The following is a 26,381-nucleotide window of genomic DNA, read 5'->3' on the forward strand; positions in this document are numbered from 1 at the left end:
GTGCCGCGGTTCGCAAGTCCTGAAGTTCCTCTTTACGGCAGTTGTCCGGGCATTGTATAATGTGGTAGTGCCGTGCATGACTTTGCCAGTATTTTCTTGCAAGATTCAGCGACATAATCCTACATTTCGATATATGCCCTGACGCAGACATCATTATTCATTGAAAAACAGTGCTCACTCTGGGAAGGGGGTGAATCGGCAGATGAGGGAAAAGAGCCAACTACATCACTCTCAACATCCGAAGCAGTTCAGAGGAGGAGAAAAAAAGGTTATGAAGAGAAGTTTGTCTCTGCTCGTAGCCATCGCTATGGTCTTCTCGATGTTCGCGACCGTAGTGGCGGCTGAAGAGCTCGACACTCAGGCAAAATTCGATATTCTCAAGGAAGCGGGAATTTTCGAAGGCATGCCTGATGGTTCGGCCGGGCTCGACCAAGAGATGACCCGTGCCCAATTCGCAGTCGTCATCTATCGTATCTTTGAAGCGATCGGCCAACCGCTGGCGGATGCTCCGGCGTCGTTCAACGACGTGGCGGACACGCACTGGGCGGTCAAGGAAATCGGCGCGGTCCAAAACGCCGGTTACATGGAAGGCCGCGGCAAGGGCAAGTTCGACCCGTCGGCTCCTGTGAAGAAGCAAGAGCTCGTCAAGGTTGTCTCGGTCATTCTGGGTCTTGAGCTGGATCCGAGCGCGTCGGTCTCCGGCAAAGCCTCGCCGTGGGCGCAACCGTATCTTGCGGCTGCCGAAAAGGCCGGTCTGATCCAACCGCAAGACGACTATACGGTGAACGCGCCGCGCGGCTACCTCGTGGACGTCACGTACAGCGCTTATCAACAACTCCAAAGCGCCATCAAGGTGACCGCTACGGCGAAGCAAACCGGCGCGAAGAAGGTCGAAGTCAAGTTCAGCAAGCCGATCGACGACTCGAAGGCTACCTTCGTGGTCAAGAACGGTCTGGCTGAACGCACGGTCGACAAGTACACGGTTTCCGACGACAAGAAGACCGTCGTTCTCGAACTGACGACGAAGCTGCAATCCGCCGACTCGACGGTGACGATCAAGGGCGTGGAGTCCGAAGACATCGTTGCCAATTTCACGGCGGAACAAGAGCGGGTCGCTCAAGTAAAATTCAAGAGCGACAAGCTGGCGCTCTCCGTCGGTGCGAACAACCTGCCGAACTACACCGAGGCGAAAGTCGGCTATCAAATTCTGAACCAATTCGGTGAAGAAGTATCGAACGTCGGCGGCAACCTGGTGTTCCAAGCCGCAAAAGCGACGGCCCAAGCTACAGCGAACAACGGCGTTCTGACGATCAAGACGAGTGAGACGGCCCCGTTCTACGTCGGTGAAACGGTCGTCATCAACGGCTACCTGCATCTCGGCACGTATGCCGTGACGGTCAATGAAACGCTGACGGTCGGTCAACCGGCTACGGTGGACAGCGTCGAGATCAAGGGGCTGTACCATCCGGAGAACAAGGAAATCAACACGAATTCGACGTTCTCGGATTACGTCCTGCTGATCGAAGTCAAGGACCAATACGGCAACAAGCTGGACGCGAAGCAATTCAACGCCGGTGCGTTCGTGACGGTCTCGAACCCGGGCATCTTCCAAGTTCCGGCCAAAGATCCGGCGGTCGACAACCAAGGTCCTGAAAAAGACCAAGTCGGCATTCCGCTTGCGGATCCGGTCATCACGCCTGGTTTCGAAGGCACGAACATCATCCGGATCACGACGCTCAGCGGCAAGCAGTACACCTACAATGTGGAAGTGAAGAAAGCCGCGACGGTGCAAAAGATCACGCTGCTGCCGCCGTCGGAAGTCATCGCCGCGAATGACGGCACGGTGAAGATTCCGTTCGTCGCGGAAGACCAATTCGGCAATGAAGTCAAGAAGTACAGCGATCTGGTCGGCAAGATCACGCTGTCGCCGGACAAGAAGCAAAAAGGTACTGATGGTCTGGAACTGAAGCAAGACTATGTGACGAAGGAAGCCTATATCGAACTGACGCTTCCGGCGTTTGACCCGAACCAACAAATTGCCGTTCCGTACCCGATCATGGCTTGGGTCAACGGCACGTCGAGTTCTTCGCAGCTGACGCTCAGCATTGAAAAGCCGTGGTATCCGGAGTCGATCGTCGGCCTGACGTCCGACGTGTCCGCAACGCTCGCCGTGAACGCCACGACGGAGATCAAAGCGGACTATGTCAAGGTCAAGGACAACTACGGCCGCGACAAGAAGCTGTCGGATCTGTTTAAGGATGGTTACAAGGTCGTCGTTTCGGTCGCAGACGGCACGGAAGACGTTATCGGACTCTCCGCTCCTGCCGAACTGTCGGGCGCTAACGACACCATCAAGGTGACGGCGAAGCAAAAGGGCAGCGATCGCATCAAGGTTCAGCTGTTCCACAACAACGAGCTTGTCTACTCGTACGAAAGCTTCGTCTTCACGGTTGTCGACAGCAATGGCATCGTCGAATACGCTGTTGAAGACGTGCCGAAGATGAGCAACAAGGCAAACCGTGAAGTGGAGCTGAAGGTCGTCGGCAAGCGTTCGAACGGCACGACGGTCGCGTTGCCGGTGAGCGCGTATACGGTGACGACGACGAACGGCCTGACGTTCAGCAACGGCAAGCTGAGTGCAAATGGAATCGAAAATGGTTTTGACAACGGCGAACTGAAAGCCAAGGTCGTTGTCACGATCCTCGCAACCGGCGACAGGATCGAGAAGGAAGTCGTCGTTTCGAACGCTACGCTGGTGCCGGCCACGATCGAGCTGAAGGATGCGAACGGCCTCAAAGCCTCGGACGGCGTCGTGAAGGGCTCGGTGGCAGACCTGCTCAAAGGCAATGGTGTCATCCAGAACGTCTTTGGTACGCTGAAGATCAAGGACCAATTCGGGTTCGAGATGAACGCTGCCAACAAGGACGAAGGAGCAGCCGCAATCGGACAGTTCACCGCTACGGTTGTCAACATTGACGACGTCGACGACAAGGCGACGAAGCTCACTGTCAACGGCAACGGTGGCGATGCGAACACGGTTACGGTGACCGGTCTCGAAACGGGTGACTCCTTCACGGTCATCTTCACGTCCAAGGCAAGCGGCGTGAGCATCAGCGTGCGGGTTGTCGCCGAGGAGTAATCGGCACACCGGGAAACCCCGATTCTTCGGAATCGGGGTTTCTTTTTTGTTTGTTCCATCATCCTGCAACTTTTTGCTTGTTTCTTCGTCTAAATTAGTAGCAATGCAGCAGGCAAAAGGAGAAGGTTTTATGAAAAAATTAGCAAAATATACCGGGACGGCCCTGATGGCGGGAAGCTTGCTTCTTTTCCCGCTTCCGCCGACCGCCTGGACGGTGTCCGCCGATTCGGCGGCAGCGGCCGCCGCACAGCAAACGCTGAAGCCGTTTGCCGGCACAAAGTTGAAAACGTTCATGATTTCAAACAAAAGCTATGTTCAGGTGAAGGACATTTTCTTCCAGCATGACAGCAACAGCAAGAAAGTGTTCTTCACGCTTCTCGTTTACAACGGTGACAAACAGGCGATTGATTTCACCTATTATTTCCCCGAATTGTATGCGGCATCCGGCGGAAAGTTTACGGTGCAGGAACACCCCGGGAACAAGAAATCCGGCATCGTGGAGCCGGGGACGACGGAAGAGTTCATCTTTTATGCCAACGTCAATCCGGCTTTGAACTATACCGACCTGGTGTTCAAAATCCAAAAGATCGATTTCAGCGTGCCCGGTTACTTGCGGCTGATCGGTCAGGCGGCCGTTACGTCATCCTATCAAAATTCGGTTCCTTCGAAGCATTATTACATCATTCGCAAAGGCAACAACCAGTTGAAGACCTATCTGCATCCGGGGAACAGGCTTGCCATAAGCGGATCCCAACAGCTCCGGCTCCAATTTGAAATGGAGAACGTCGGCAACCTGTCCTATACGGTGCCGGATCTGCAGTTCTACATTTTGACGAAGGCCGGTCAGATGTTGAAGCTGAAACCGGATGTTTCAAGCCGGCTGCAGCTCCAGCCGGGAGAGAACGTCGTGATCACGCTGCTGGGATCGGTCAAATCGGGCATCGATTTGTCCGGAGCCAAGCTGCTGGTTCAGACGGGCCCGACGGGCGAACAGGGCATCGAGACGCCCGTCGCCATGTACAATCTAGTATGGGACAATGCGTCCGGGTTTATAACCGGCGAAAATCAGACAGCGCAGCTCAAAGTGTCGGACATTGAGATGGAGGCCGGCATCGAGACGCTCTATCTCGACCAAACGGATACGCAAAACGAGTGGACGATTACGCTCAAGTGGACGAACAAGGGCAGCTCGGCCGTGACGCTGCCGAACTACAAATATGAGCTGATGGACAGCCGGGGCGTCCGTTATCCGGTGGATTTCGGGGAGAACGACGTTCAGGTCATTCCCGGTATCGACAAGGACATGACCGGATCGGCCGTCACGCCCCCGAACGTCAACGGACCCTTCACGCTGCTGGTTCGTTATCCGAAGGATGACGCGAATCCCGAGGAATATGTGACGGCGGCGTTCAGGCTGACCCCCGAACAGGCCGTTGGACCGGTCGAAGGGAAACGGTACCGGAACGAATATGGTCTGTACAATATCAGCGTTTCGAAGGTCGAGCGTCTCCCGTGGGGCGATCAGGACATGATCAACGCCCATGTCAACATCCAGAATCTCGGCTCTTCTTCGCAGATCATCCCCGAGATCGAAGCGGCCTTGAAGCTGAACGGCATCAGCGTGGGCGGTCAAGATATTACGGTTATGAAACTGGAAGACAAAATCATGCTCGGGGCCGGGGAGAAGACGAGCTACGTCGTCTCGACCAAAGTGCCGTACTCCTATACCTTCGATGAACTGACGCTGAACCTGACGGAGACGACCGGCGGTTCGAAATCGACGATCGGCCTGTTCAAGGCAAGCAGGATCACACCGGTTCCCTCCGTCTCGATCAACGGCAAACATACGATCGATTCGCTGGGCAGACGCGCTTCGCTCGAATTCCTGAACACCTATGTCTTCGAAGGCAAAGACAATGACCTGCTGTACGTCGAGTTCAAGTATACGAACGAGGAGAGCCGTTCGAAGACGCTGCCCGCGCTGGCCGCTTATTTCAAAGCAAGCGACGGCACGTACATCGAAGCCGATATTGTGAACGTCAAGTCGCAGGTGAAATCGAAGGGCAAAGCGCATCTCGCGGCTACCGCGGTCGTGCCGAAGACGTTCGTCAGCGACGGCAACGTGGAACTGATCGTCGGCGAGGCCGTTCTGAACGGAAAATATGCGAAACCGGACGAAACCCCGGACGGGTTCATCCGCGCCGTATCGATCAAACTGCCGAAGAACCAGAACGAGGTCAAAGAGGAGTTTGTCGATCTTGCGTTCAGACCGTACAACCTGACGATTCACAGTGCGTTCGCCGTGTTGTCCGATTCGTCGAATGTCCGGCTGGATATCAACTATACCTTGCGCAAGTCCGCCGAGTTCGACGTGATGGAGACCGGGCGCAAGCTGTACGTGGAACTTTCCGGAAACAACCTGAAATACGGCACCACCGTCGCAGTCGAGCCGGAACAGGGAGAGGCTGGCTTCGAGCTCGGAACGGAGCAGGAAATCCGGGTCGACATTCAAGGACAGAACATCGCCAGCCTGATTTACAACGGATATACGGTCAACATTTACGAAGAAATCGACGGTTACAAGCGGCACCTTGCGAGCAAGCGCTATTACAGCTTCCAGGGTCCGACACCGTGACGGGAAAGGTGGTAGTCTCCGTTGAGAAAGATCGGGCTGACGGCATTGCTCATCATCGCGGCTGCCGCCGGGACGATGGTCTATGCCAATACGGATTCAAGGGCCGACAGCCATGTGCCGGGTTCGATTGATGATCCGCTTGTAACCAAGAGCTACGTCGACAGCCTGCTGGCGGGAGGAGGAACCGGCGGGCAGGGAGGCGCAGCAGGCGTCAGGACCGAGGTCGTCACGGTCAATCCGGGAGAAGTGCTGCTCGGCAAGCAGGGCGCGCAGTTCGTGGTGCGCGCCGGCAAGGGCGTTGCGTACAGCGCGGACCCGAACGGCATATCCGATGTGACGGACGGGAAAGATATCCAAAATGGTGAGCCGGTGGCGAACAACCACCTGCTCATCTTTCCCAGGGAAGGACGCGGCGTCATGCCGGACCCCAAATCCAATACCCGGCTGACCGTGTTCGTCATCGGCGGCTACGAGATTGCAACGGCACCCAGCACGGGCGGATCCTGAGTCGAGTGACATCATCTTATACGCTTCGTCCCGGCCGCCTTGTCCCATACTAAAGGCACCACCGAGGGAGGTGCCGAAGATGGCGGGAAGAAATTCGAACGTCAAGGTCGTGCCGGAATGCCGGGCGGCGCTCGAGCGCATGAAGTATGAAATTGCGGCCGAGCTCGGGCTGACCATGCCCGCGCATGATTTTTCGGCCGAGGCTTCCGGCGAACTGGGCGAGTCGGGCGCGCGTCCCGGGTCCGTTTACGGCCGCGTGCAATGGGATGCGGTCACGACGCGGGACGCCGGAACGGTCGGCGGCCTGATCACGCAAAGGCTGGTCCGGCAGGCGGAGCAGATTCTTGGCGGAATTTGAATGAATTTCGAACAGCGTAAGTTTGACAGAGTTCAACTTTTATTATATTATTGATAGATGGAAAGTTGTTTAACAACCTTTTCCAATTGGAAAAGGTTGATTTTTTGCTGAAAATCATGACTTAGAGGAGACACGGATGCGCCTGCCTGCAAGAGGACGGCGCAAGCCGGTTGATCCGCCCCGGGTGGGCTCACAATCCGAATTGCAGGAGGTCGATCCGCGTTGACGAAAAATGGGCGTCATCTGTTCACATCGGAATCCGTAACGGAAGGACATCCGGACAAAATCTGCGACCAGATCTCGGACGCCGTGCTGGACGCGTTCCTTGAAGTGGATCCTTACGCGAGGGTGGCGTGCGAGACGGCCGTCACCACCGGTCTCGTGCTCGTCATCGGCGAGATCAGCACGAGGGCGGACTATGTCGACATCCCGGCGATCGTCCGCCGCACGATTCGCGAGATCGGGTATACGCGTGCGAAGTACGGCTTCGATGCCGAAACCTGCGCCGTCCTGACATCGGTGAACGAGCAATCCGCCGACATCGCGCAGGGCGTCAACGCGGCGCTCGAAATCCGTGAAGGGAAAGAGCAGATCGATCTCGGTCAGGAGAGCGAAGAAATCGGGGCGGGCGACCAGGGGCTGATGTTCGGCTTCGCAACGAACGAGACGCCGGAATTCATGCCGCTTCCGATCGCGCTGGCGCACCGGATTTCGCGCCGGCTGGCGGAGGTGCGCAAGGACGGCACGCTTCCTTATCTGAGGCCGGACGGCAAGACGCAGGTGACGATCGAATACGAAGGCGACCGGCCGGTGCGCGTCGACACGATCGTCGTGTCGGCCCAGCACTCGGAAGACGTGACGCAGGAGCAAATCCGCCGGGATATCCTGGAGCGGGTCGTGCGGCCGGTGGTGCCGGAAGAGTGGCTTGACGGCCGGACGAAATACTTCATCAATCCGACGGGCCGATTCGTCATCGGCGGTCCGCAGGGCGACGCCGGCCTGACCGGACGGAAGATCATCGTCGATACCTACGGCGGGTATGCGCGCCACGGCGGCGGCGCGTTCTCCGGCAAGGACCCGACGAAGGTCGACCGCTCGGCAGCCTACGCGGCGCGCTATGTTGCGAAGAACATCGTCGCGGCCGGCCTTGCGGACAAATGCGAGATTCAGCTCGCTTATGCGATCGGCGTCGCGAATCCGGTATCGATCCGTGTCGACACATACGGCACGGGCAAGGTCAGCGACGAGAAACTGGTGGAGATCATCCGCGCCAACTTCGATCTCCGTCCGGCGGGCATCATCCGGATGCTCGACCTTCGCCGTCCGATCTACCGGCAGACGGCGGCCTACGGCCATTTCGGACGCACCGACATCGATCTGCCGTGGGAGCGCGTGGACCGCGCGGAGCAACTGCGTGCCGATGCCTTGAGATGACGTTGCGTGAATGCCAAGTCATAAAGCGCGTTCCGCTGTCGAAGCGGAGCGCGCTTTTTTTGTCACCCGTGCGTATAAAGATATGCGACGGATTGTCCGAAAAAGTAAGTACGAGTGTTAACGCGGGGAGTGATCATCGTTGAGGCGCATGCGGACCATCACCGTCCTGATCGCCATCATCCATTTGATCGGATATATGCTGCTTCCGCCCGGAACTGACGGATGGTTGGCCGGACCGGAAACGGCGGGAGCGGCCGCGGGAGGCCCCAAGCTGCTCGGGACGTCGCCCGCGAACCAGGCGACGGGCGTGAGCGTCGACACCAATCTGATATTGATTTTCGATGAAGAGGTAACCCGCGGAACCGGCTCGGCGGCCGTAACGATCCGCCGGGTGGACAACAACAGCGTCGTGGAGACGTTCGAGACGGCCACCAGCAGCCGGGTGTCCATCTCGTCCAACGTCGTGACCATCGATCCCACCCAAAACCTGGACCCGAATACCGGTTATTATGTGATCATTGATGCGGGCGCGTTCCGCAATACGAGAGGCGAAAATTATGCCGGTCTGAACAGCGCGACGGCCTGGCGGTTTGTGACGGGCGCCAAGGATCAGACGCCGCCCGCGCTGCTGCAGAAACCGGCTTCCGTGCAAGTGGGTCAGCCGATCGTCCTGACGTTCAGCGAGCCGGTCTACGCGGCCAGCGGCGTCATCACGATCACGAACATCCTCGATGCCGCGGACAGCCGCACCATTGCCGTGACTTCCGGGGAAGTCTCGGGGAGCGGCACGGCGACGATCTCGATTTTGCCTTCGATTCCGCTCAAAGCGGGCCAGACTTACAAGATCACCGTGCCGAATACGGCGTTTGAAGATGCCGCCGGCAACCGCCTGTCCGGGACGAACGAGTGGAATGTGACGGTTTCGGGCTCCGCGGTGACGATCACGGGCCTGTCCCCGGCAGACGACGCGACCGGCGTATCCGCCGACACCAATCAATTGGTCATGACGTTCAACACGGCGGTGCAGAAAGACACGTCAGGCAACAAGAAGATTACGGTCAAAAATCTGATCAGCAATGCCGACGTCTACAAGATTGATGTAAGCTCGAGCGCCGTGTCGGTCAACCAGAAGACGGTCACGATCCAGCTCCCCGGCAAATTGTCCGCCAATACGTCGTATTACGTATTGGTCGATCCGGGCGCGTTCTTCGACAAGGCGAATCCGAAGGTGCTGTTCCCGGGCATCCAGGACGCGACGACGTGGAACTTCACGACGATGCCGGGCAACGACGTGACGAAACCGACGATCGTGGAACTTGTGCCCGCGGACGATTCCGTCAATGCCGGGCTGTCCCAGTCGCTCAAAATCAAGTTCAGCGAACCGGTCTATCCGGGTTCCGGCGAGATTGTGATCCGTTACAGCCAGACGGACCTGATCTTCGAGACGATTCCCGTCACCTCGAGCAACGTCACCGGTTTCGGCACGGACACGATCAGCATCACGGTAACGAACCGGTTCGTGATGAACCAGTCGTACTATGTCCAAATCGGCAAACAGGCGTTCCGGGACGCGGCGGGCAACTATTTTGACGGCATCTCGGACAAGACGACGTGGAACTTCTCGGTCTCCTCGGATACCACGCCGCCGACGATCGCGGCGATGAAGCCGGCGGCCGGCACCAACAGCGTCGATCCGAACGAAACGTTCGAGCTCACGTTCAGCGAAGCCATCCGCATCAACACGCAAGTCCTTGCTTCGAAGCCGGTTGTATTCAGAGGAAGCAAGTCCGGTACGGGAACGGTCCAGGCGAATATCAGCGTGGACCCCGCGGATGGCCGGAAGCTGATCCTCAAGCCGGCGAGCGCCCTGCAGACCGGCGCGAGTTATTATGTCGAAATTCCGGCCGGCGTGATCGAAGACCTGGTCGGCAATCCGTTCGGCGGCATTCTGAACGAACACATCTGGCCGTTCAGCACGAAAGGAACGGACCGGACGCCGCCCGTCATCCAGAGCGCGGCCATGTCGGGTACCAACCGCATCGTGCTGACGTACAACGAACTGCTGGATGAAAGTTCCGTTCCGCCTACGGGAAGCTTCTACGTGACGGCGAACGACATCCGCGTCAATGTGACGGAGGTAACGGTCACCGGATACTCGGTGGTCCTGACGCTGCAGTCGGGGATCGTATACGGGCAGACCGTGAAGCTGTACTATACGAAGAGCAGTCCGGCGATTCGGGACCTGTCGGGCAACGAGGCGGCGAATCTGACGAACTATACCGTCAAGAACGAGGCGGGTTCCACGCAGACGGCGCCGATCAGCGGCTCGGTCAGCGGCAATATCCTGACGCTGAACTTCAACAGCTCCCTGCAGCCGGTCCATGAAGAAGCATACCGGCAATTCAGCGTCTATGCCGGGGGCGCGTATATTGCACCGTCGAGAATTGCCTCGAGCGGCAGCACGATTACGCTGACCCTGTCGTCTTCGGTCACGACGGAAGGGCCCGTCTCGGTGTATTATTCGTCCGGCGCCTATCCGCTCCGGGATGTGGCCGGCAACACGGTGGCGTCGTTCAGCAATTTCCCGGTTCGCAACACGCTGGACAAAACGCCGCCGGTCCTGCAATCCATCTACGGGTCCGGCAATACGATCATGTTGATGTACAATGAAACGCTGGATTCCGGATCGGTTCCGAAGACCAATCAATTCATCGTGATGGAGTCGGGCGTGTCGCGCGCGATCTCGTCCGTATCGGTTTCCGGAACGGTGGTCACGCTGACGCTGTCGTCGACGCCGACGAACTATAAAAATGTGACCGTCAGCTACCTCGGCAGCAGTCCGGCGCTGAGGGATTTGAACGGCAACAACGCGCCGCGGTTCAGCAATCAGCCGGTCACGAACGGCCTGGTCATCGTGAATCTGCAATCCGCCACGGTGTCCGGCAACGTCGTGCAGCTCTATTTTGACAGCACGCTCAAGACGACGAATCTGCCCGCGGCTTCCCAATTTACCGTGAAGGAAAACGGCGTGGTCCGCACGGTTGCGTCCGTGTCGGTCAGCGGCTCGGTCGTGAGTCTGACGCTGGCCTCGCCGATCAGCAGCGGTTCGACGGTGACGGTCAGCTACACGCCGTCCTCGACGGGCATGCTGCAATCCACGACGGGCCTTACCGTCCCCGCGTTCAGCGACTATGTGGTGACGCATGGAAGCGGCAATACGGGCGGTCCCGGCGGAACCGACCTCGGCGGCAATTTCGAGACGGCGACCGGCGGAGGCGTCAATATCAAGGAACAGGGGGCGACGGTTTCGACCCGGACGTCGTCCGGGGGCAGAACGGCGAACCGCTATTTCCTGTCCGCCAACACGGTGAGCGAGGCCTACAGCCTCAGCCGGTCGAGATTCAATGTGTACCGCGTGACGTTTACGGTACCTTCCTCGCAGGCCGCCGCCATGGTGGAACTGCCGGCTGATGCGATGTTGAACATCAAAAAACAGTCGAATCAGGCCACCTTCTCCGTGATGTATGGGGATGTCGCCTACGAGCTTCCGCTGGGCGCGCTCGACGAGAAGGAAATTGCCGATCTGATCCGGCAGTACGGCCAGGGCAATCTGCTGTTTGAAATCGACAAAGGTTCCGTCAATCAGGCGGGCAGATTGCGGACGGCCATCATGCAGCAACAGCTGGAGATGATCTCGGACACGTATGTGTTCAACCTGTCGTTCGTAAGCGGAAGCTACTCCAAGCCGTTAACGCAATTCAAGGAATATCAGACCATGAAACTGCTGCTGTCCCGCAAGTTGAGCGAGCGGGAGCACGTGGTCGTGCGTCTGGATTCCGAGACGGGCAAGCTTGCCCACGTGCCGACGATCATCTCGAATCAGGGCAACATGGCTGTCGTGACGTTCAAAAACCATGCGAACACCGCCTACGCGCTGGTCCGGAATACGGTGTCGTTCACGGACACGACCAATCACTGGGCCCACAGCGCCATTCAGTTCATGGCCAACCGGATGATCGCCGCGGGCCGCACCGGCACGAAGTTTATGCCGAAACAGCCGATCACGCGGGCGGAGTTCGCGGTGTTCATCGTGCGCGGGCTGGGGCTTGAAGGCAGCAGGTACGATGCGCGCAACTTCCGGGATATCTCGCCGAACTCGGAACTGGCGTCGTATATCGGAGCCGCCTACAAGGCGGGGATCATCTCCGGCGTGTCGAGCACCCGCTTCGATCCGGACAGCCCGATCACGCGCGAGCAGATGGCGTCGATGATGGTCCGCGCGGCGCGCGCGATGGGGGTTGAAATTCTGACGACCCGTTCCCAATCCGAATATCTGAAACCTTACAAGGATGCGGGAACCCTGTCATCCTGGGCGAGGAGCGACATGGTCAAGGCGATCGAAGCGCAGATCATCAAAGGCATGACCAAGGACTCGCTCGGTCCGAAGCGGAACGCGACGCGGGCCGAAGCGATCGTCATGATCGAGCGGCTGCTCCGGTATCTGAACTTGATGTGAGACCATTCAGCCGCGCAGACCGCCCCGTTTCGGGGCGGTTTCCCGTTTCGGGGCGGTTTTTTGTATGCGCGGGAGGAAATTTTCGGAATTTGTCCATTGGGACCGGAACTTTTCGTTCCGAACGGGAGTCTATTTCTTTGCAGAACTTGCGGATGGGAGAGAAGAGGAACGATGCGAACGGACGGATTCGGGAAGCATCCGGGCGCCGGGCTGCCGCGTCTGCGGCGGCTGGCGCGTTATGTGCGGACAGGCGTCATCGGGATCTCGCTGCTGTTGACGACCGCCGGCGGCGCGGCATGGCCGGCTGCGGCGGCATCGTCCGCGGGGAATGGCAAGGCGTCCGGGCCTGCTCTGCATTTGATCGGGGAGACGCCCGTGACCGCGGGCGCGATGCGGCGCACGTACGAATTCCTGCCGGAGCAGAACGGCACGAACGGGATGGCGCGCGTGCACGTCATCGCAATCGATCTGACCCAACCGTATGTGTCGCTGAACGCGATGACGGGGGGCGGCACGGTGCCCGGCAGGGCGACCGTCGGGAACATGGTGAAGGAGACCGGCGCCGTTGCGGGGGTTAACGCGGACTATTTTGATATGTCGGGCGTCCAGCCGGTGCCGTTCGGCTTCCATATCGCGGGAGGCGAGCTGGTCAAATCGGCGCGCGGGATTGAAGGCATGTACATGTTCGGCATCACGAAGGACAGGGTGCCGGTCATCGACCGCTTCCGGTTCACGGGCAGCGTCGTCGCGTCGAACGGGGCGACATTTGCGCTCAAGGGCGTGAACGAGGCGGCGTTCTGGTCGAACGAGGGCGCGAGCCATGCGAACGCGCTGTACCTGTATACGAGCAGCTGGGGGGAAGCGGAACGTCCGCTCGACGCCAGCACGTCACCGACGGAAGCGCTCGTGCAGGACGGCATCGTCGTGTCGGTATCCGACAAGGTTCCGCTGCCGGTCCGGCCGCCGGAGAACGGCTACATTCTGCGCGGCCACGGCACGGCGGCGAAGTTCATCCTGGAGAATCTGATGCCGGGAACGCCGGTCACGGTATCGTACTCGCTCGTATCGGAGACATCGGGCAAGTCGTACAAGGCCGACGACTGGAGCATGATGATCGGCGGCCATACCATTCTGGTGGACGGCGGTGCGCCGGCCCAATATTCGCGGAGCGTCTCGAGCCTGAGTCCGAACGCCGACCGCGCGCGCACGGCGATCGGTTATTCGCGGGACGGAAAAACCGTCTATCTGGTGACGGTCGAGAAGAGCGGTTCCAGCGCCGGCGCCACGCTGCCGGAACTCCAGCAGATTCTCGTGATGCTCGGCGCATGGCGGGCCATCAATCTCGACGGCGGGGGATCGACGACGATGGTTGCCCGGCCGCTCGGGGAGTTCGCGGCGCAGCTCACGCATGCGACGGAAGACGGCGGCTCCGGTACGTACCAGCGCCCGGTCGTGAACGGCATCGGCGTCTATACGAGCGCGCCGCAGGGGAAGCTGAAGGGCATCCTCATCTCCGGCCGGCAGGTGCTGTTCGTCGGCGAAGAGGCGGCCTACACGCTGAAGGCCTACGATGAATATTACAATCCGCTGGATCCTTCGGGCATTGCCGTCACCTGGCGTCTGGACGATCCGAAGCTCGGGAGCCTGACGGACAACATCCTCAAGCCGGCGCGCCCGGGCACGGGGACGTTGACCGCGAAGGCGGGCAGCGCTTCGGACAAGCTGGCGTTCGAGGTGATCGGCGAAGCGCAGATCGTTCGCATGACGATCGGCGCCTCGCAGGCGGAGCTCGCGCCGGGCGCGTCGATTAGCGCGCCGGTATCCGTGGAATTGTCCGACGGCCGGAAGCTGTCCGTACCCGCGGCAAGCGTGCGGTGGGAATTCCGCGGCTTCACGGGAACGGCGAAGGACGGCGTCATCCATATCGACAAGGTAAAACCGGGCGTGAGCACCGGTTACGCGATCGCCCGCTACGACGGCTATTCGGCGCTGCTGACGCTGAAGGCCGGCGAGGCGCTGCCGTTTGAAGATTTCGAGAGCGGCAAGACGGCGGTTTCGGCGTCGCAGGCGCCCGCGCAAGTGACGGCGGAGGCGGATCTCGTCAGCGGTCTGCCGGGCGAAAACGAGTCGACGGTGCTGCGGCTGCGGTATGATTTTTCGACGAGTGCGGAGGACCGGAACAAGGCGGCCTATGCCGTATTGGGCGAGCAGGGCGTCGTGCTTCCGGGAGAGCCCGTCGGCCTCTCGGTCGACGTGTTCGGCGACGGCAGCAGCCACATGGTCCGCGCGATGATCACGGACGCGGACGGCAAGGATCAGCTCGTAACCCTGGCATCGTCGCTGAACTGGACCGGATGGAAGACGGTCCGTGCGGATCTGGCGTCGTACAAACCGCCGTTCAGGCTGAAGAGCCTGTATGTCGCGTCGCCGAAGGAGGGGCAGGCGGCTCGTCCGGCGTCCGGCGAGGTCTATTTTGACAACATCCGGCTGCATTATCCCGTGTCCGACGGGCAGGAATACGAGACCGTCGTGCTCAAGATCGGCTCCCGGCAGGCGACGGTCGGCGACAAAACGTTCACGCTGGATGTCGCGCCCTTCGTGGAGAACGGCGTGACCTACCTGCCGCTGCGCTTCGTCTCGGATCAGCTCGGCGGCAGCGTCGGCTGGGACGGACAGGCGAAGAAGGCGACGCTGCTGCGCGGCGACCGTCTGCTGGAACTCAGGCTCGGATCGGAGACCTATATCGTGAACGGCGAGCGGAAGCCCGCCCCGGCCCAGATCCGGATCAAGAACGGCAGGACGCTCGTCCCGGTGCGGCTCGTGTCGGAACAGCTCGGTCTCAAGGTGACCTGGAACAAGCAGGACAAGACCGTGACGATCGAATGACCGAAAAGCGAACGGCCCGCGAATTTGTGATATATTTAGAGATGAGAGCAGGAATCCATTCGCGAGAAGGTGCTTGATGCCATCGTGGATTTCCGGATCCAGCATATCGACAGCATCATCAAAAACGCGATCTCGGTCATGGAACAGAGCAAGTACCAGATCTTCGAGATCGCCGAATCGGCCCGCCAGGAGTGGCTGCAGCTCCGGCAGGAGCTCGAGCGGGTCAAGAGGGAAACGAGCGAGACGATCGACAAGGTGGACGAGCTCGAGCGGGAATACCGGCGGGCGCGCATGCAGCTGGTCGAGGTCAGCAAGGATTTCATCCGCTATAAGGAAGCCGACATCAAAAGCGCCTACGAGAAAGCGACGCGAATCCAGTTGGACCTGCTCATGTATCGCGAGAAGGAAGCATACCTTAAGGCTCGCCGGGACGAACTGCAGCAGCGGATCAAGAACGTCGAGGTCTCCGTGGAGCGCGCGGAGACGATCAGTTCGCAGATCAACGTCGTGCTGGAGTATCTTTCCGGCGACCTCAACCAGGTGACGCGCATTCTGGAATCGGCGAAGAACCGTCAGCTGATCGGGCTGAAGATCATTTTGGCCCAAGAAGAAGAGCGGAAACGGATGGCCCGGGAAATCCATGACGGTCCGGCCCAGTCCCTGGCGAATCTAGTGCTTAGGACCGAAATTGCGGAAAGGATGCTGATGAAGCAGGAATTTCAGCTGGTTCAGGAAGAATTAATGGAATTGAAAAGTCAGGTTCGCTCAGGACTGGAAGAAATCAGGAAGATCATTTTCAATCTGCGACCGATGGCTCTGGACGATCTGGGACTCGTGCCGACGCTGCGAAAATTCGTGCAGGACTTCGAGGAGAAGACGAAGATTCGCGCGGTGTTCGAGACGTCCGGCCGCGAGCTCCGGATGCCGTCCGGCATGGAGGCCGCCATCTATCGTCTTGTCCAGGAAGCATTCTCCAACGCGCTGAAGCATGCCTCCGCGTCCTATGTCAGGCTGGAGATCAAGTTCCATCCGAAGCGGGTCAATCTCGTCATTCAGGACAACGGCGTCGGCTTCGATGTCGAACAGACGCTGGCGCGGTCGAAGCACAGCTCCCATTTCGGGTTGATCGGTATGACCGAACGGGTGGAACTGCTCAACGGCAAGATGGAAATCCAATCCGCGAAAGGACAGGGGACCAAAATCTCCATTTCCATTCCCGTGGATACGGACCTCTGAAAGGAGACGTGATCAGCATGGACCTCAAGGCTGCGGGAAGCCGCAAAATCAAGGTGCTGCTGGCGGACGACCATCAGCTGTTCCGCGAGGGCCTGAAGCGGATCCTCAACATGGAAGAGGATCTGGAGGTCATCGGCGAGTGCAGCGACGGCATCCAGGTGTTGGAGTTCTGCAACCACACGAAGCCGGATATCGTCCTTATGGATATCAACATGCCGGTCGAGAACGGGGTCGTGGCCACCGAGCGGCTGCGGGACCTGTTCCCGGACGTAAAGGTCATCATTCTGTCCATCCATGACGACGAGAGCTATGTCTTCGAGACGCTGCGCAAGGGCGCTTCCGGTTACCTGCTGAAGGATATGGAAGCGGAAGCCCTGGTGAACGCGATCCGTGCCGTGGCGGAAGGACACGCATACATACATCCGAAGGTGACGGGCAAGCTGATCAACCAACTGCGCCGCATGACCTATCTGAACGACATGGGCGTCATGTCGGGAGCGGCCGCCAGCAAGGAGTCCGGCGTCAAGTTCGTCGGCGAGAAAAGCCCGCTGACGCGGCGCGAGGCGGAAGTGCTGCGGCTGATGGCCGAGGGCCTGAGCAACAAGGCGATCGGCGAGCAGCTCTTCATCAGCGAGAAGACGGTCAAGAACCACGTCAGCAGCATCCTGCAGAAGATGGAAGTCGACGACCGGACGCAGGCCGTCATCAATTCGATCAAATACGGCTGGGTGACGCTGTAAGCCGCCGGATCGCGCGTGCGAACGTGCGGGCGGCATGGGGCGGCGTTGGCGGGGGAACCCGGAAGCGCCGCTTGCGTTCCGGAATCCGGATTTCGGGTGTGAGGGCCCCCGTTTGCCGGCCGGATGCGGACGGGCTTCGTGCCATGGACCGCTTCGGGCCGGGAGGCGGGGGCTTCGTGTGTCCGGCGCAGGGCTTTCACGACTGGGCATCCGTGCGCATATGCTGTTGGCACGAAGGAGGCGGATGCTCATGTGGTGGATGCTGCTTGCGATCATCGGCTGCTACGCCTTCGCCGCGCTGGCGGTGCGGGCGGCCGTCCGGCGGCATCGGGTGCGGCGCGCCGGCACGCATGTGGTGCTGCTTGCGGGCAATCAGGGCGGTCGGATCGAGTGGTATCTGCGCCGGCTGCGCCGTTGGTCGCTCCGCACCGGCCGGGACGTCCGCGTGACCCTCGTGGATTGCGGATCAACCGACGATACCGTCGCCATCGCGGAGCGGTTCGGCCGGAGGACGGGAGCGGTGAGCGTCGTGCGCCCGGGATGGCTGGCCGCTACACCGGAGCGGCGGGAACGGCCGGAGTTGAACGGGATTGAAATCGGTCGCGATGGCGCGGTTCGATGCGGCAATGACAGGGCGCGCATCCCTGGGGATCTGCCGAACGAAGATGAAGTGCAACTTCCGGAGGAGCTGCTGCTTTTTGATCTGAGCAATCCGGAGGATGTGGCGAGATTGCCATAGATCCGGTTGATGCGGCGGGCGGCGGGGGAACCGATCGAGGGCTGTCCCCGCGAATCTCGCGAATCGCCGAGTCGCCCTTCGATCCTGCGGCCGCCTGCCGATGATCCCGCGCCGGCCGCTCGAACGGGCCGGAGCGGATTGGCTTCAAGATCTTGATGGGAGAGCGGATTTGTTCTATAATGCTGGCAAAAGGTTGTTCGGTTGGCAGGAAGCACCTGCCTCGCAATTGTGCGGGGCGGGTGTTTTTTCTTTGCGCTTCGGCGGCCGGGCCGGGAGATTTTTATCGGACGGTATTCCAGTAATGGGAATATTCGTCTAATATTTAACTGATCGACAAAAATTGATCAGGGAGTGTCGGATTCCTATGATGCGCATGGTGAAGAAGCTGTGGGTCGCTGTGATCGTTGCCGCATTGTCGGTCTCGGCTTTCGGCGTCTCGGCGGCTGAGCAACAAGTGGCCGGTTCCTTCAAGGACGTACCTGCCGGGCATTGGGCCGCCTCGGTCATCCGGGAGGCGGTCGGTAAAGGCTATGTGTCCGGTTATCCGGACGGCACGTTCAAGCCGGACCGGAACGTAACGCGGGCCGAGTTCATGAAAATGCTCGTCTCGGCGTTGGGACTTCCTCATTCGCAGGGAGGCAGCCCGTGGTATCAACCTTACAATGACACGTTGCGGAAAACCGGGATTTTGAACGACGACGATTTCCACTTCCTGAATTACGACGCGCCGATCACCCGGCTCGAGCTGATCCGGCTGGCGGTGAAGGCGCTGGATCCGGAACATATCGGCAAGGAAGAGATTGAACTGGTTCGTACGGCGGCGGAGACGGGGCTCTTGCGCGGCATGGATGGAGAACTCAAGCTGAGCGGCCGCACCACGCGCGCCCAGGCGGTTGCGTTTATGGAACGGTTGTTGGCGTTGCGCGCCGGGGAGACGCTGTCCGTCGATCATGTCGCGCTTGCGCAGGCGGAGGCGCTGGAGGCCGATCCCTGGGGGCGGGTCATCCGGACGACGAACCTGCCGAAAAACGCGGCGGACTACCCGTATATCCTCGAAAGCATCCCGAATGCCATGTACGAGATGGGGTACAACGAGAAGTTCTTTTCAAATGGATTGGGCGAGACTTCAAGGCAGTTCCATGAACGATGGAAGTCCTACAAGCGGGAAAACATTGACAAATGGCTACCTAATGCAGAACGATGGCTGAATATGGTAGTGAATGTCGATTATCAGACGATTGATGATCGTTGGGTGAAGGAGATGGGCGATCTTGGTAATTATTTTGCCCGGAGAGATGCCATCGACAGCTTCTACACCCGTTACGCAGAGAAAGTTCGGAAAGAGAAAATCCGAATCATTGGCAACGTCAGGTTGGAGCCGTCAATCATCGTCAATGACCATTTGTATCGTACGTTCATGAGGGCCAAAGTGGAATTTAAAATCGTCGAAGCGAAAAATCCGAAAGACGTTTTCTTCATGACATTCCAGCCAAAGGAAGGATTCAAAATCGGACAGTGGTACCGTGGATACGCGGATATTGAACTTGGCGACATGGTCGTTCATCCGGACATGTTGACGGATATGCGGGTGGGGCACGTTTACTCAACATTCTTCTGGAATTACGATTTTAACATTAAGGAGTGACGGTATGCGACGCAAGCTGCTTTCATATGTTTTGATCGCGGCGTTGCTCGCGCCTCTCGCGTTGCCCTTCGTTCCTGTCGGCGAAGCCGTTGCAAGTAACATGATGTTCAGATATAACAAGGCTACCGATACCTATGACGGATGGTCCAACGATGTAAAAGCGCGGCCGGGGACAGTCAGCTATCGGACGGTAGGCTGGACGGTTACGAGAGTGCCAACGAACGGAAATCCGTTGGCCTATGCGCACGGCGTGATGCTGGACAATGATGACAATCCGGGGTTCCAAGTTTTGGAGGATCCGCCTAATGCCGGTCCGGGTGATAATATCAGAACTTATTTTGCCGTCCCCCGGACCGTTCTCGAACAGGCGCTGAAGGACGCCGATCTGCTGGATGCCGTGGACGGCCAGACGGTCTATATCCACTCGATCTTCCGCATCGAGAACAGCCCGAAAAATGCGGGGAAGCTGTTTTACACGTTGGAGGACATCCTGGCGGCGGAGAACTGGTCCCAGGAGACCCGGGAAAACCTGCGCATGCGTTTCGATAACCCGATCACGTTCCAGTCTCCGTTTTATGATGGTGATGTCGTGAGGCGGCTTGTCCATGCGGATTCGACCGTCGAGGAGCTGCCTCCGGTGAATGTGGTAAAGGGCGTGAAGTCAGGTACCCCGTTCAGCTACACATTGGAAGATACCGTTGGCCATAACGGAAAAACGTTCCGTCTCTACAAGTCATACATCCGGTTGAAGCTGAAGCCGAATGAGGAACTTTATCCGCAATTTGAAGGGGATCCCGCCCTCAAAACTCGCAATACGACCATTGCCGTCGGAGGCACTGATATCGTCGGCGTCTATCGAGAGGTGACGCAGAAACCCGACTTGGTCACGGTGGACATCACGGCAGACGGCCCTATCGAAGCCGAAAAGCCTGTCAGCTTTACGGCGAAGTGGAAGGTGGCTGATCAGGCAACCGGAAAGCCGTACAACGTCTCCATCATGGTCAATGGCACGCAGATTAAGCTGGAAAGTCAGGCTGCCGGACAACCCGGCGAATATACCATGAACTTTACCTATACGTTTACGGATACATCCCAAAAGACGTTCCTGCTGATCGTAGACAGCACCAATGCAATTGATGAAAGCAATGAGAACAACAACCAGGTATCTAAAATGTTCAAGGCGGCCGACCCTAACAGGAACTTTACCGGCGATTTCGATGTGTTGCCGCCGGCGATCGAGTTCCGTGAGTCGTTCCAGTTGAAACCGAAAAACTTCACGTTCAACGGCTGCACGTATGACGGCCATCGGTACAAGATTGAACGTGATGGATTGTCGGTTTACACGCCATGGGCGGACAGCCAGAGCTACGTGCACTCGTATTCCTACAGTACATATCCGTCGGTCATCGGCATCGGGACGCACTTCATTACCCTCGAAATCCGCACGAAGGATTGCGGTATGAAGCAGACGGCCACGCATACGCTGGTCGTGAACGGGCCGAGCCACAACCGGCCGCCCGAATTCGAGATCGGGTTTGTCCATCCCTACAACCCGACGAAGCCGGTTCATGAGGTCGTCGAGGGCACCGTTATGCACCTGATTTACATCACCGATCCGAGCGTACCGACGCCCCATGATCCGGACGGGGATCCGATCGAATTCCTGGGCTTCGATTTTTCCGAAAGCTCAAACTGGGCCAAGACGATCCCGCAGAACTATCCCGAGTACGGCGACGGATATCACAACATCGTGATGAACGGCCTCGGTTATCACGTGGTCAAGGCTTCGATGCGGGATGCCTTCGGGGCAACCGCTACCCGGACGACGTACATCCGGGTCATTCCGCCGAACCCGATCCCCGTGATCGAAGGGCCGAAGGAAGTGAAGGAAGGCCGGCCGCTGCCGCAGCCGTTCAGCAGCGCGAAAAGCTACAGCCCCGCTGGACGGGCGATCGATCATTCCAGGGACGAATGGGGAAACCTGAAGGAAGTCTATACGAAGCCGGGCAAGGAGATCATCACGCTGCATGTTTACGACAGCATCGGCCTGAAATCCCTCGAACCGGCGGTGCACGAGCTGACGGTGCTGCCGGATGAGCCACCGGTGGCGAAGCTCGAAGTGGAGCCCCGCGGCATCCGCGGCCAGACGTATTACGTGTACAACAAGTCGTACAGCCCCGACGGCGAACAGATTGTCTCCGTCCAGTACAAGATGCGTTATGATGCCGAAAACAACGGCTTCGATGACGATCCGTGGACAAACCTGAACGGGGATATGACCCGCGCCGTGTTCAAGCCGGATCGGGTCGGGAAGTATCAATTCTACGTCAAGGTCTGTGAAGACTACGGCAAATGCGACGACACCCTGTCCGATCCGGTGGAGCTCACCATGATCGACATCGTCAATTTGGCGCCGGAAGTGTCGTTCGAGCTGGAAGGGAAGAACCCGCAGCCGGACCATTCCGTCGCTCGCATCTATACGCCTGCGGAAATGTTCGGCTGGACGCTGACCGATGTCAACAGCACGAGTCCGCTGGACGGCAAACGGATGCGCTGGAGCTATTCGGCCAGCGAATTGTTCGGCAAATCCGGGAAAAAGCCGGAGCGATTCTACGGGAACGGCTTGTACATCCCATCGGCCACGCTCTCTTATTTTCCACCCTTCTCGGATGCGGGGTACGGCAAAAACGGTTACAATCTCTACCGGCCCATAGGCGGGGTGGATCCGAACAAGACGTTCAGCCAGCCGTTGCTGGTGCCTAATCCGAATTCGGAAGGAAAATGGAACCTCGTATCTTTTTCTCCGGGTAATTTGCCGAACTTTGTTTCCACGCCGACGCATTTGTATTTCAGCTACAACGAACGGTTCTACGCGCTGAACAAGAGCAAAATCGGCCGGTATGAGTTGCAGTATATTTATACCAATGGGAGACTTTCGGGCGTCGAACACACGCTCCCGGATGGCTCGTACTATGATTACATCCTGCATGCGCCGAACGCCCAGTTTTTTGCAGAGGTTCGGCATTGGGCAGGCGAACCCATTAAGTTTGTCGAAGAACATGAGAAAGTGCCCGGGGTCAACTATGCGGGGGTTGGCTATACACCGGTTGAATACTACGTAACGGATGACACCGTCTACCAGGTCGTTGAATGGAGATGTTATTGTGGTTTATACAGTGACGGGGAAAGGTTCCATATGGGAGGATACACCCTGTTCACTTATGACCTGAAGACGGGGGAGCTCATTGCAAGCGGACTCAAGAAGGGCATCAATTATCCAATTAGTAATCCTCCGAGACAAGGTTTCTCACGAAACGGGAATCTCGTCTATCTTCCCAATTATTCGAACGAATTGCAAACCTATGATCGGTATTTGAACCTGAAAAGCAGAAAGCAACTGCAACAATTCCCGTATGATCCTCCTGCTTCTTGGTTGAGCTGTAGCGGAGGTTACAAGTTTGACAAGGTTTTTGAGGATATCAATGAAAACACCTATGTATACGAGGAAGTGAACTGCTATAACGGCGATGAGTGGAGAAATTACGGTTCCGTGTATCTGGTAAAGTTTGACCCGGATTTCAATGTGGTATGGCGGGCCAAACTTGAAGGAACCGACCTGATGCCCAACATTGACGTATACACCCATGACGTTCCGGATATGATCGTCAATCATGCGGGGAAAGAGATCATCGTCCGGAGCTACCAATACTTTAATACTTGGGCCGGCACCAAATATATTCAGGCCGTGAATATGGATACCGGTGCCACCCGCATTCTGGAATCCGCAGATTTTGCGTGGAACGGCACCACGTTCGACATCGATGCCTTCGGCCAGATGCAGACGAGATCGTCGCTGGAATTGCCGTATTCCTATACACCGTATGGCATCAAGTTCCGGTGGAGCGGCAACCGCTATTACGGTTATACCTGGACCGGACAGTCGCAGTATTCGTTTGAGGCGGGCGGCATACTCAGTACCGACGGATACACGGTGAGAGTGGCACATGATATCAGAGTCGCGCAGTATGTCGGCGATGGTCTTTTGCTGTCCTTGTTGACGGAAAGCGGCACCACCTTCATGTACTACTGGACTCCGTGGTTGAACGTCGGGGTTCCGGTGGAAGGCGAGCGGCAGGGTCCGGGCTTTACGCTGGGGCAACTGCTTTCGTCGACGAAGGTCAAGGACCATGAGCTTTCGTTCACGCTCTCCCTGGACGATGCCGATGCGGATCGGGAGCTCGTCGGCATGTCGTTCCGGGCCGCAGATGCCGCCAACCGGTATGCGTTCGAAACAAACGGTTCGACGATATTCCTGTCCAAATATGTGAACGGCAAACGGACGGTGTTGGCGCAGCAATCTTTCCCCTTTCAAGACAGGGAGAAGGTGCTGATCAAGCTCCGGTTTTCCGGAGACAAACTGCAGCTTTACGTCAACAACGCGCCGTACTTCAACGTGACGGACAGCACGTTCCGGGAAGGGAAATTCGGTCCGTTCAGCAACAAGTCTTACGTCCGTTTCGGACCGGTATCGGCGAAGGAGATTCTGCCGGATCAGATTTACTGGTATAGGGACTATGCGATCTGGGATGAAGGCTCCGCAAAGGCCGAGGTCCGGTACAAAAACATCTCGTTCGTCGATCCGGAGAACGACCCGCCGGCAGGATCGTATCAGTGGTCGATTACGCATACGCCGCGCTTCCTGAACAACCAGGGGCTGTCGGCGCTGCACGGCAAGACGTTCTCGTCGCCGGTGCTTGAGTTCGACAAGGTTGGCGATTACACGGTCATCCTGCGTGCGAAGGACGACCCGCATCCGGAGCACCGCCATCCGGATCCGACATTCGAGGAGTACCGTCAGCCGTCCAACGAATTTACGGCGGTCATCACCGTGCACCGCCGGCCGATCGCGGACAAATGGCACTCGATTGCAAGCGACGGCACGATCCTGTGGTTCGACCGCAGCCATGACCCGGACCGCTGGATCAGCGATACGGAATACTCCACCGAACCGACCGGCATCGACTACAAGACGACGCGGGGGATTCTGGAGAAGAAATTCTATTACATCACACCGAGCGGCCGGTATGTGGCCGAGAAGCTTGTCGTGCCGGACGAGCTCGGCACGTATATCATCGGGATGGCGGTGAAGGACGAATACGGTGCCTGGAGCGAATATGACGTCGATTTCGTGACGGTCACGAAGCTTCCCGAGCCCAACGAACCGCCGGTGGCCGCGTTTACGGTGAACCCGTCGACCACCTACAGGGGCGTACAGGTCACGATCGAGTCGCAATCGCGGGACAAGGAAGACGGCGGCCGGGAGAATCTGAAGCACACCTATTACCTCAAGAACCTTACGACCGGCGGACCCGAGACGGTGGCAAGCGCATCCCGGACCGTCTGGACGAAGACGTTCAGCACGCTCGGCACGTTCCAAATCCGGCTCGTGGTGGAGGACAGCCTTGGCCAGCCCGCGCAGGCGGTCAAGACCGTTACGATTGTGAACCGCAAGCCGCAGGCGAATGTGACGACGCCGGCAAGCACGAGTACGTCCAATCCGACGAAGTTTGATGTGCTGCGTCCGACGTTTGTCTGGACGTATTCGGACGCCGACGGGGACGCGCAATCGATGTTCCAGGTGCAGATCTACCGCTTGGACGGCACGCTTGAGCGCGACACCGGGCCGCGATCCGGTTCCGTCACGAGCTGGACGCCTGCCGTGGATCTGCCCGAGCGCGTGACGATGTACGTCCGCGTCCGCGCGCATGACGGAATCGAGTGGGGCGATTGGAGCGCGCCGAAGTATTTCTACATCGAGACGAACCGGCCGCCGGTGGCCGACTTCGACTGGACGCCGAAGCCGGTGTACGAAGGCGACACGGTGCAACTGATCGACCGTTCCTCCGACCCCGACGGCGACCCGCTGACTTATGACTGGCAAATCACGGGGCCTGGCGGACGGAGCCTTGCGTTCAACGCGAAGGAGCCGAGCTTCCGGGCGGAGCAACCGGGCAGCTACACGATCCGGCTTGTGGTGAGCGACGGCCGGGAGACGGCGCAGGCGGAGCGCGTACTGGAGGCGTTGCCGCTTACGATCGACGGCGAAGTGCATCACACGCCCGAGTGGCGCAAGATGCACGAGGAGGCCGGGCACGAGGTCGACCGGGACCCGAAGGATTTCTACTCGGGCGAGATCATCCGGGTGGCCGCGGTGATCTCGGAGGCGCCGGCCGACGAGGTGACGGCGGAGCTGGAGGCGGTGTCGAAATCGGGCGGAGCGATCCGCAAACAGGTGCAGCTCAAGGCCGCGGGCGGTCGGCGGTACGAGGGCGAGCTGCACGACAAGAGCTGGATGACGTTCGATGGGAGCATCCGGGAAGGCGAATATCCCGTCGTGTTCCGGGTGCGGTACCGGAACGGGACCGTCAAGGAGACGTCGGTACCGATCCGGATCATCGGGAACATCCACAAGCATGTGTCGGTGCACCGGGTGCGGTGAACGGGCGGCGGATCGGAGGTCGAAACCGCCGGACGTTCGCTTGCCGT

The 26,381-nt window shown here is 58.6% G+C and carries 12 protein-coding genes; all 12 read left to right on the forward strand.

Annotation, left to right across the window (positions count from 1 at the left end; all coding sequences use genetic code 11):
* Window positions 1-271: 271 nt before the first annotated feature.
* The 12 genes from A9Z00_RS10275 (at window position 272) to A9Z00_RS10330 (ending at window position 26,334) form a co-directional block, all read left to right on the forward strand.
* On the forward strand, window positions 272-3,139 hold the full coding sequence (locus A9Z00_RS10275) for an S-layer homology domain-containing protein (RefSeq protein ID WP_296976748.1): 2,868 nt from the start codon (window positions 272-274) through the stop codon (window positions 3,137-3,139).
* 130 nt (window positions 3,140-3,269) lie between these two features.
* A complete protein-coding gene (locus A9Z00_RS10280) occupies window positions 3,270-5,774 on the forward strand; it encodes a hypothetical protein (RefSeq protein WP_296976751.1) in 2,505 nt (834 codons plus the stop codon).
* A gap of 21 nt (window positions 5,775-5,795) precedes the next feature.
* The gene (locus A9Z00_RS10285; RefSeq protein WP_296976753.1) at window positions 5,796-6,281 is read left to right on the forward strand and encodes a hypothetical protein; all 486 of its coding nucleotides are present in this window, start codon (window positions 5,796-5,798) and stop codon (window positions 6,279-6,281) included.
* 79 nt (window positions 6,282-6,360) lie between these two features.
* Complete coding sequence (locus A9Z00_RS10290; protein ID WP_296976756.1) at window positions 6,361-6,639, forward strand: alpha/beta-type small acid-soluble spore protein; 279 nt, start codon at window positions 6,361-6,363, stop codon at window positions 6,637-6,639.
* Window positions 6,640-6,861: 222 nt separating this feature from the next.
* Entirely contained in the window at window positions 6,862-8,073 is a 1,212-nt protein-coding gene (gene metK, locus A9Z00_RS10295; RefSeq protein ID WP_296976759.1) for a methionine adenosyltransferase, read from the forward strand.
* A 148-nt stretch (window positions 8,074-8,221) separates the two neighbouring features.
* Entirely contained in the window at window positions 8,222-12,589 is a 4,368-nt protein-coding gene (locus tag A9Z00_RS10300) for an Ig-like domain-containing protein (protein WP_296977137.1), read from the forward strand.
* 171 nt (window positions 12,590-12,760) lie between these two features.
* Window positions 12,761-15,475, forward strand: coding sequence for a stalk domain-containing protein (locus tag A9Z00_RS10305; protein ID WP_296976762.1), 2,715 nt, complete (start codon window positions 12,761-12,763; stop codon window positions 15,473-15,475).
* 84 nt (window positions 15,476-15,559) lie between these two features.
* The gene (locus A9Z00_RS10310) at window positions 15,560-16,711 is read left to right on the forward strand and encodes a sensor histidine kinase (protein ID WP_296976764.1); all 1,152 of its coding nucleotides are present in this window, start codon (window positions 15,560-15,562) and stop codon (window positions 16,709-16,711) included.
* A 17-nt stretch (window positions 16,712-16,728) separates the two neighbouring features.
* Window positions 16,729-17,451 (forward strand): response regulator, encoded by a 723-nt coding sequence (locus A9Z00_RS10315; RefSeq protein ID WP_296976766.1) that lies wholly within the window; start codon window positions 16,729-16,731, stop codon window positions 17,449-17,451.
* Window positions 17,452-17,701: 250 nt separating this feature from the next.
* Window positions 17,702-18,190 carry a hypothetical protein gene (locus A9Z00_RS10320; protein ID WP_296976767.1) on the forward strand — a complete coding sequence of 163 codons (489 nt, stop codon included), beginning with the start codon at window positions 17,702-17,704 and terminating at the stop codon, window positions 18,188-18,190.
* Window positions 18,191-18,554: 364 nt separating this feature from the next.
* Window positions 18,555-19,835: an S-layer homology domain-containing protein gene (locus A9Z00_RS10325; RefSeq protein WP_296976768.1), complete on the forward strand. Its 1,281-nt coding sequence runs from the start codon at window positions 18,555-18,557 to the stop codon at window positions 19,833-19,835.
* A 289-nt stretch (window positions 19,836-20,124) separates the two neighbouring features.
* Complete coding sequence (locus A9Z00_RS10330; RefSeq protein WP_296976771.1) at window positions 20,125-26,334, forward strand: PKD domain-containing protein; 6,210 nt, start codon at window positions 20,125-20,127, stop codon at window positions 26,332-26,334.
* The last annotated feature ends 47 nt before the right edge of the window (window positions 26,335-26,381 follow it).

The organism is Thermobacillus sp. ZCTH02-B1, from assembly GCF_002159085.1.
In the GTDB taxonomy this organism is placed as follows: Bacteria; Bacillota; Bacilli; order Paenibacillales; family Paenibacillaceae; genus Thermobacillus.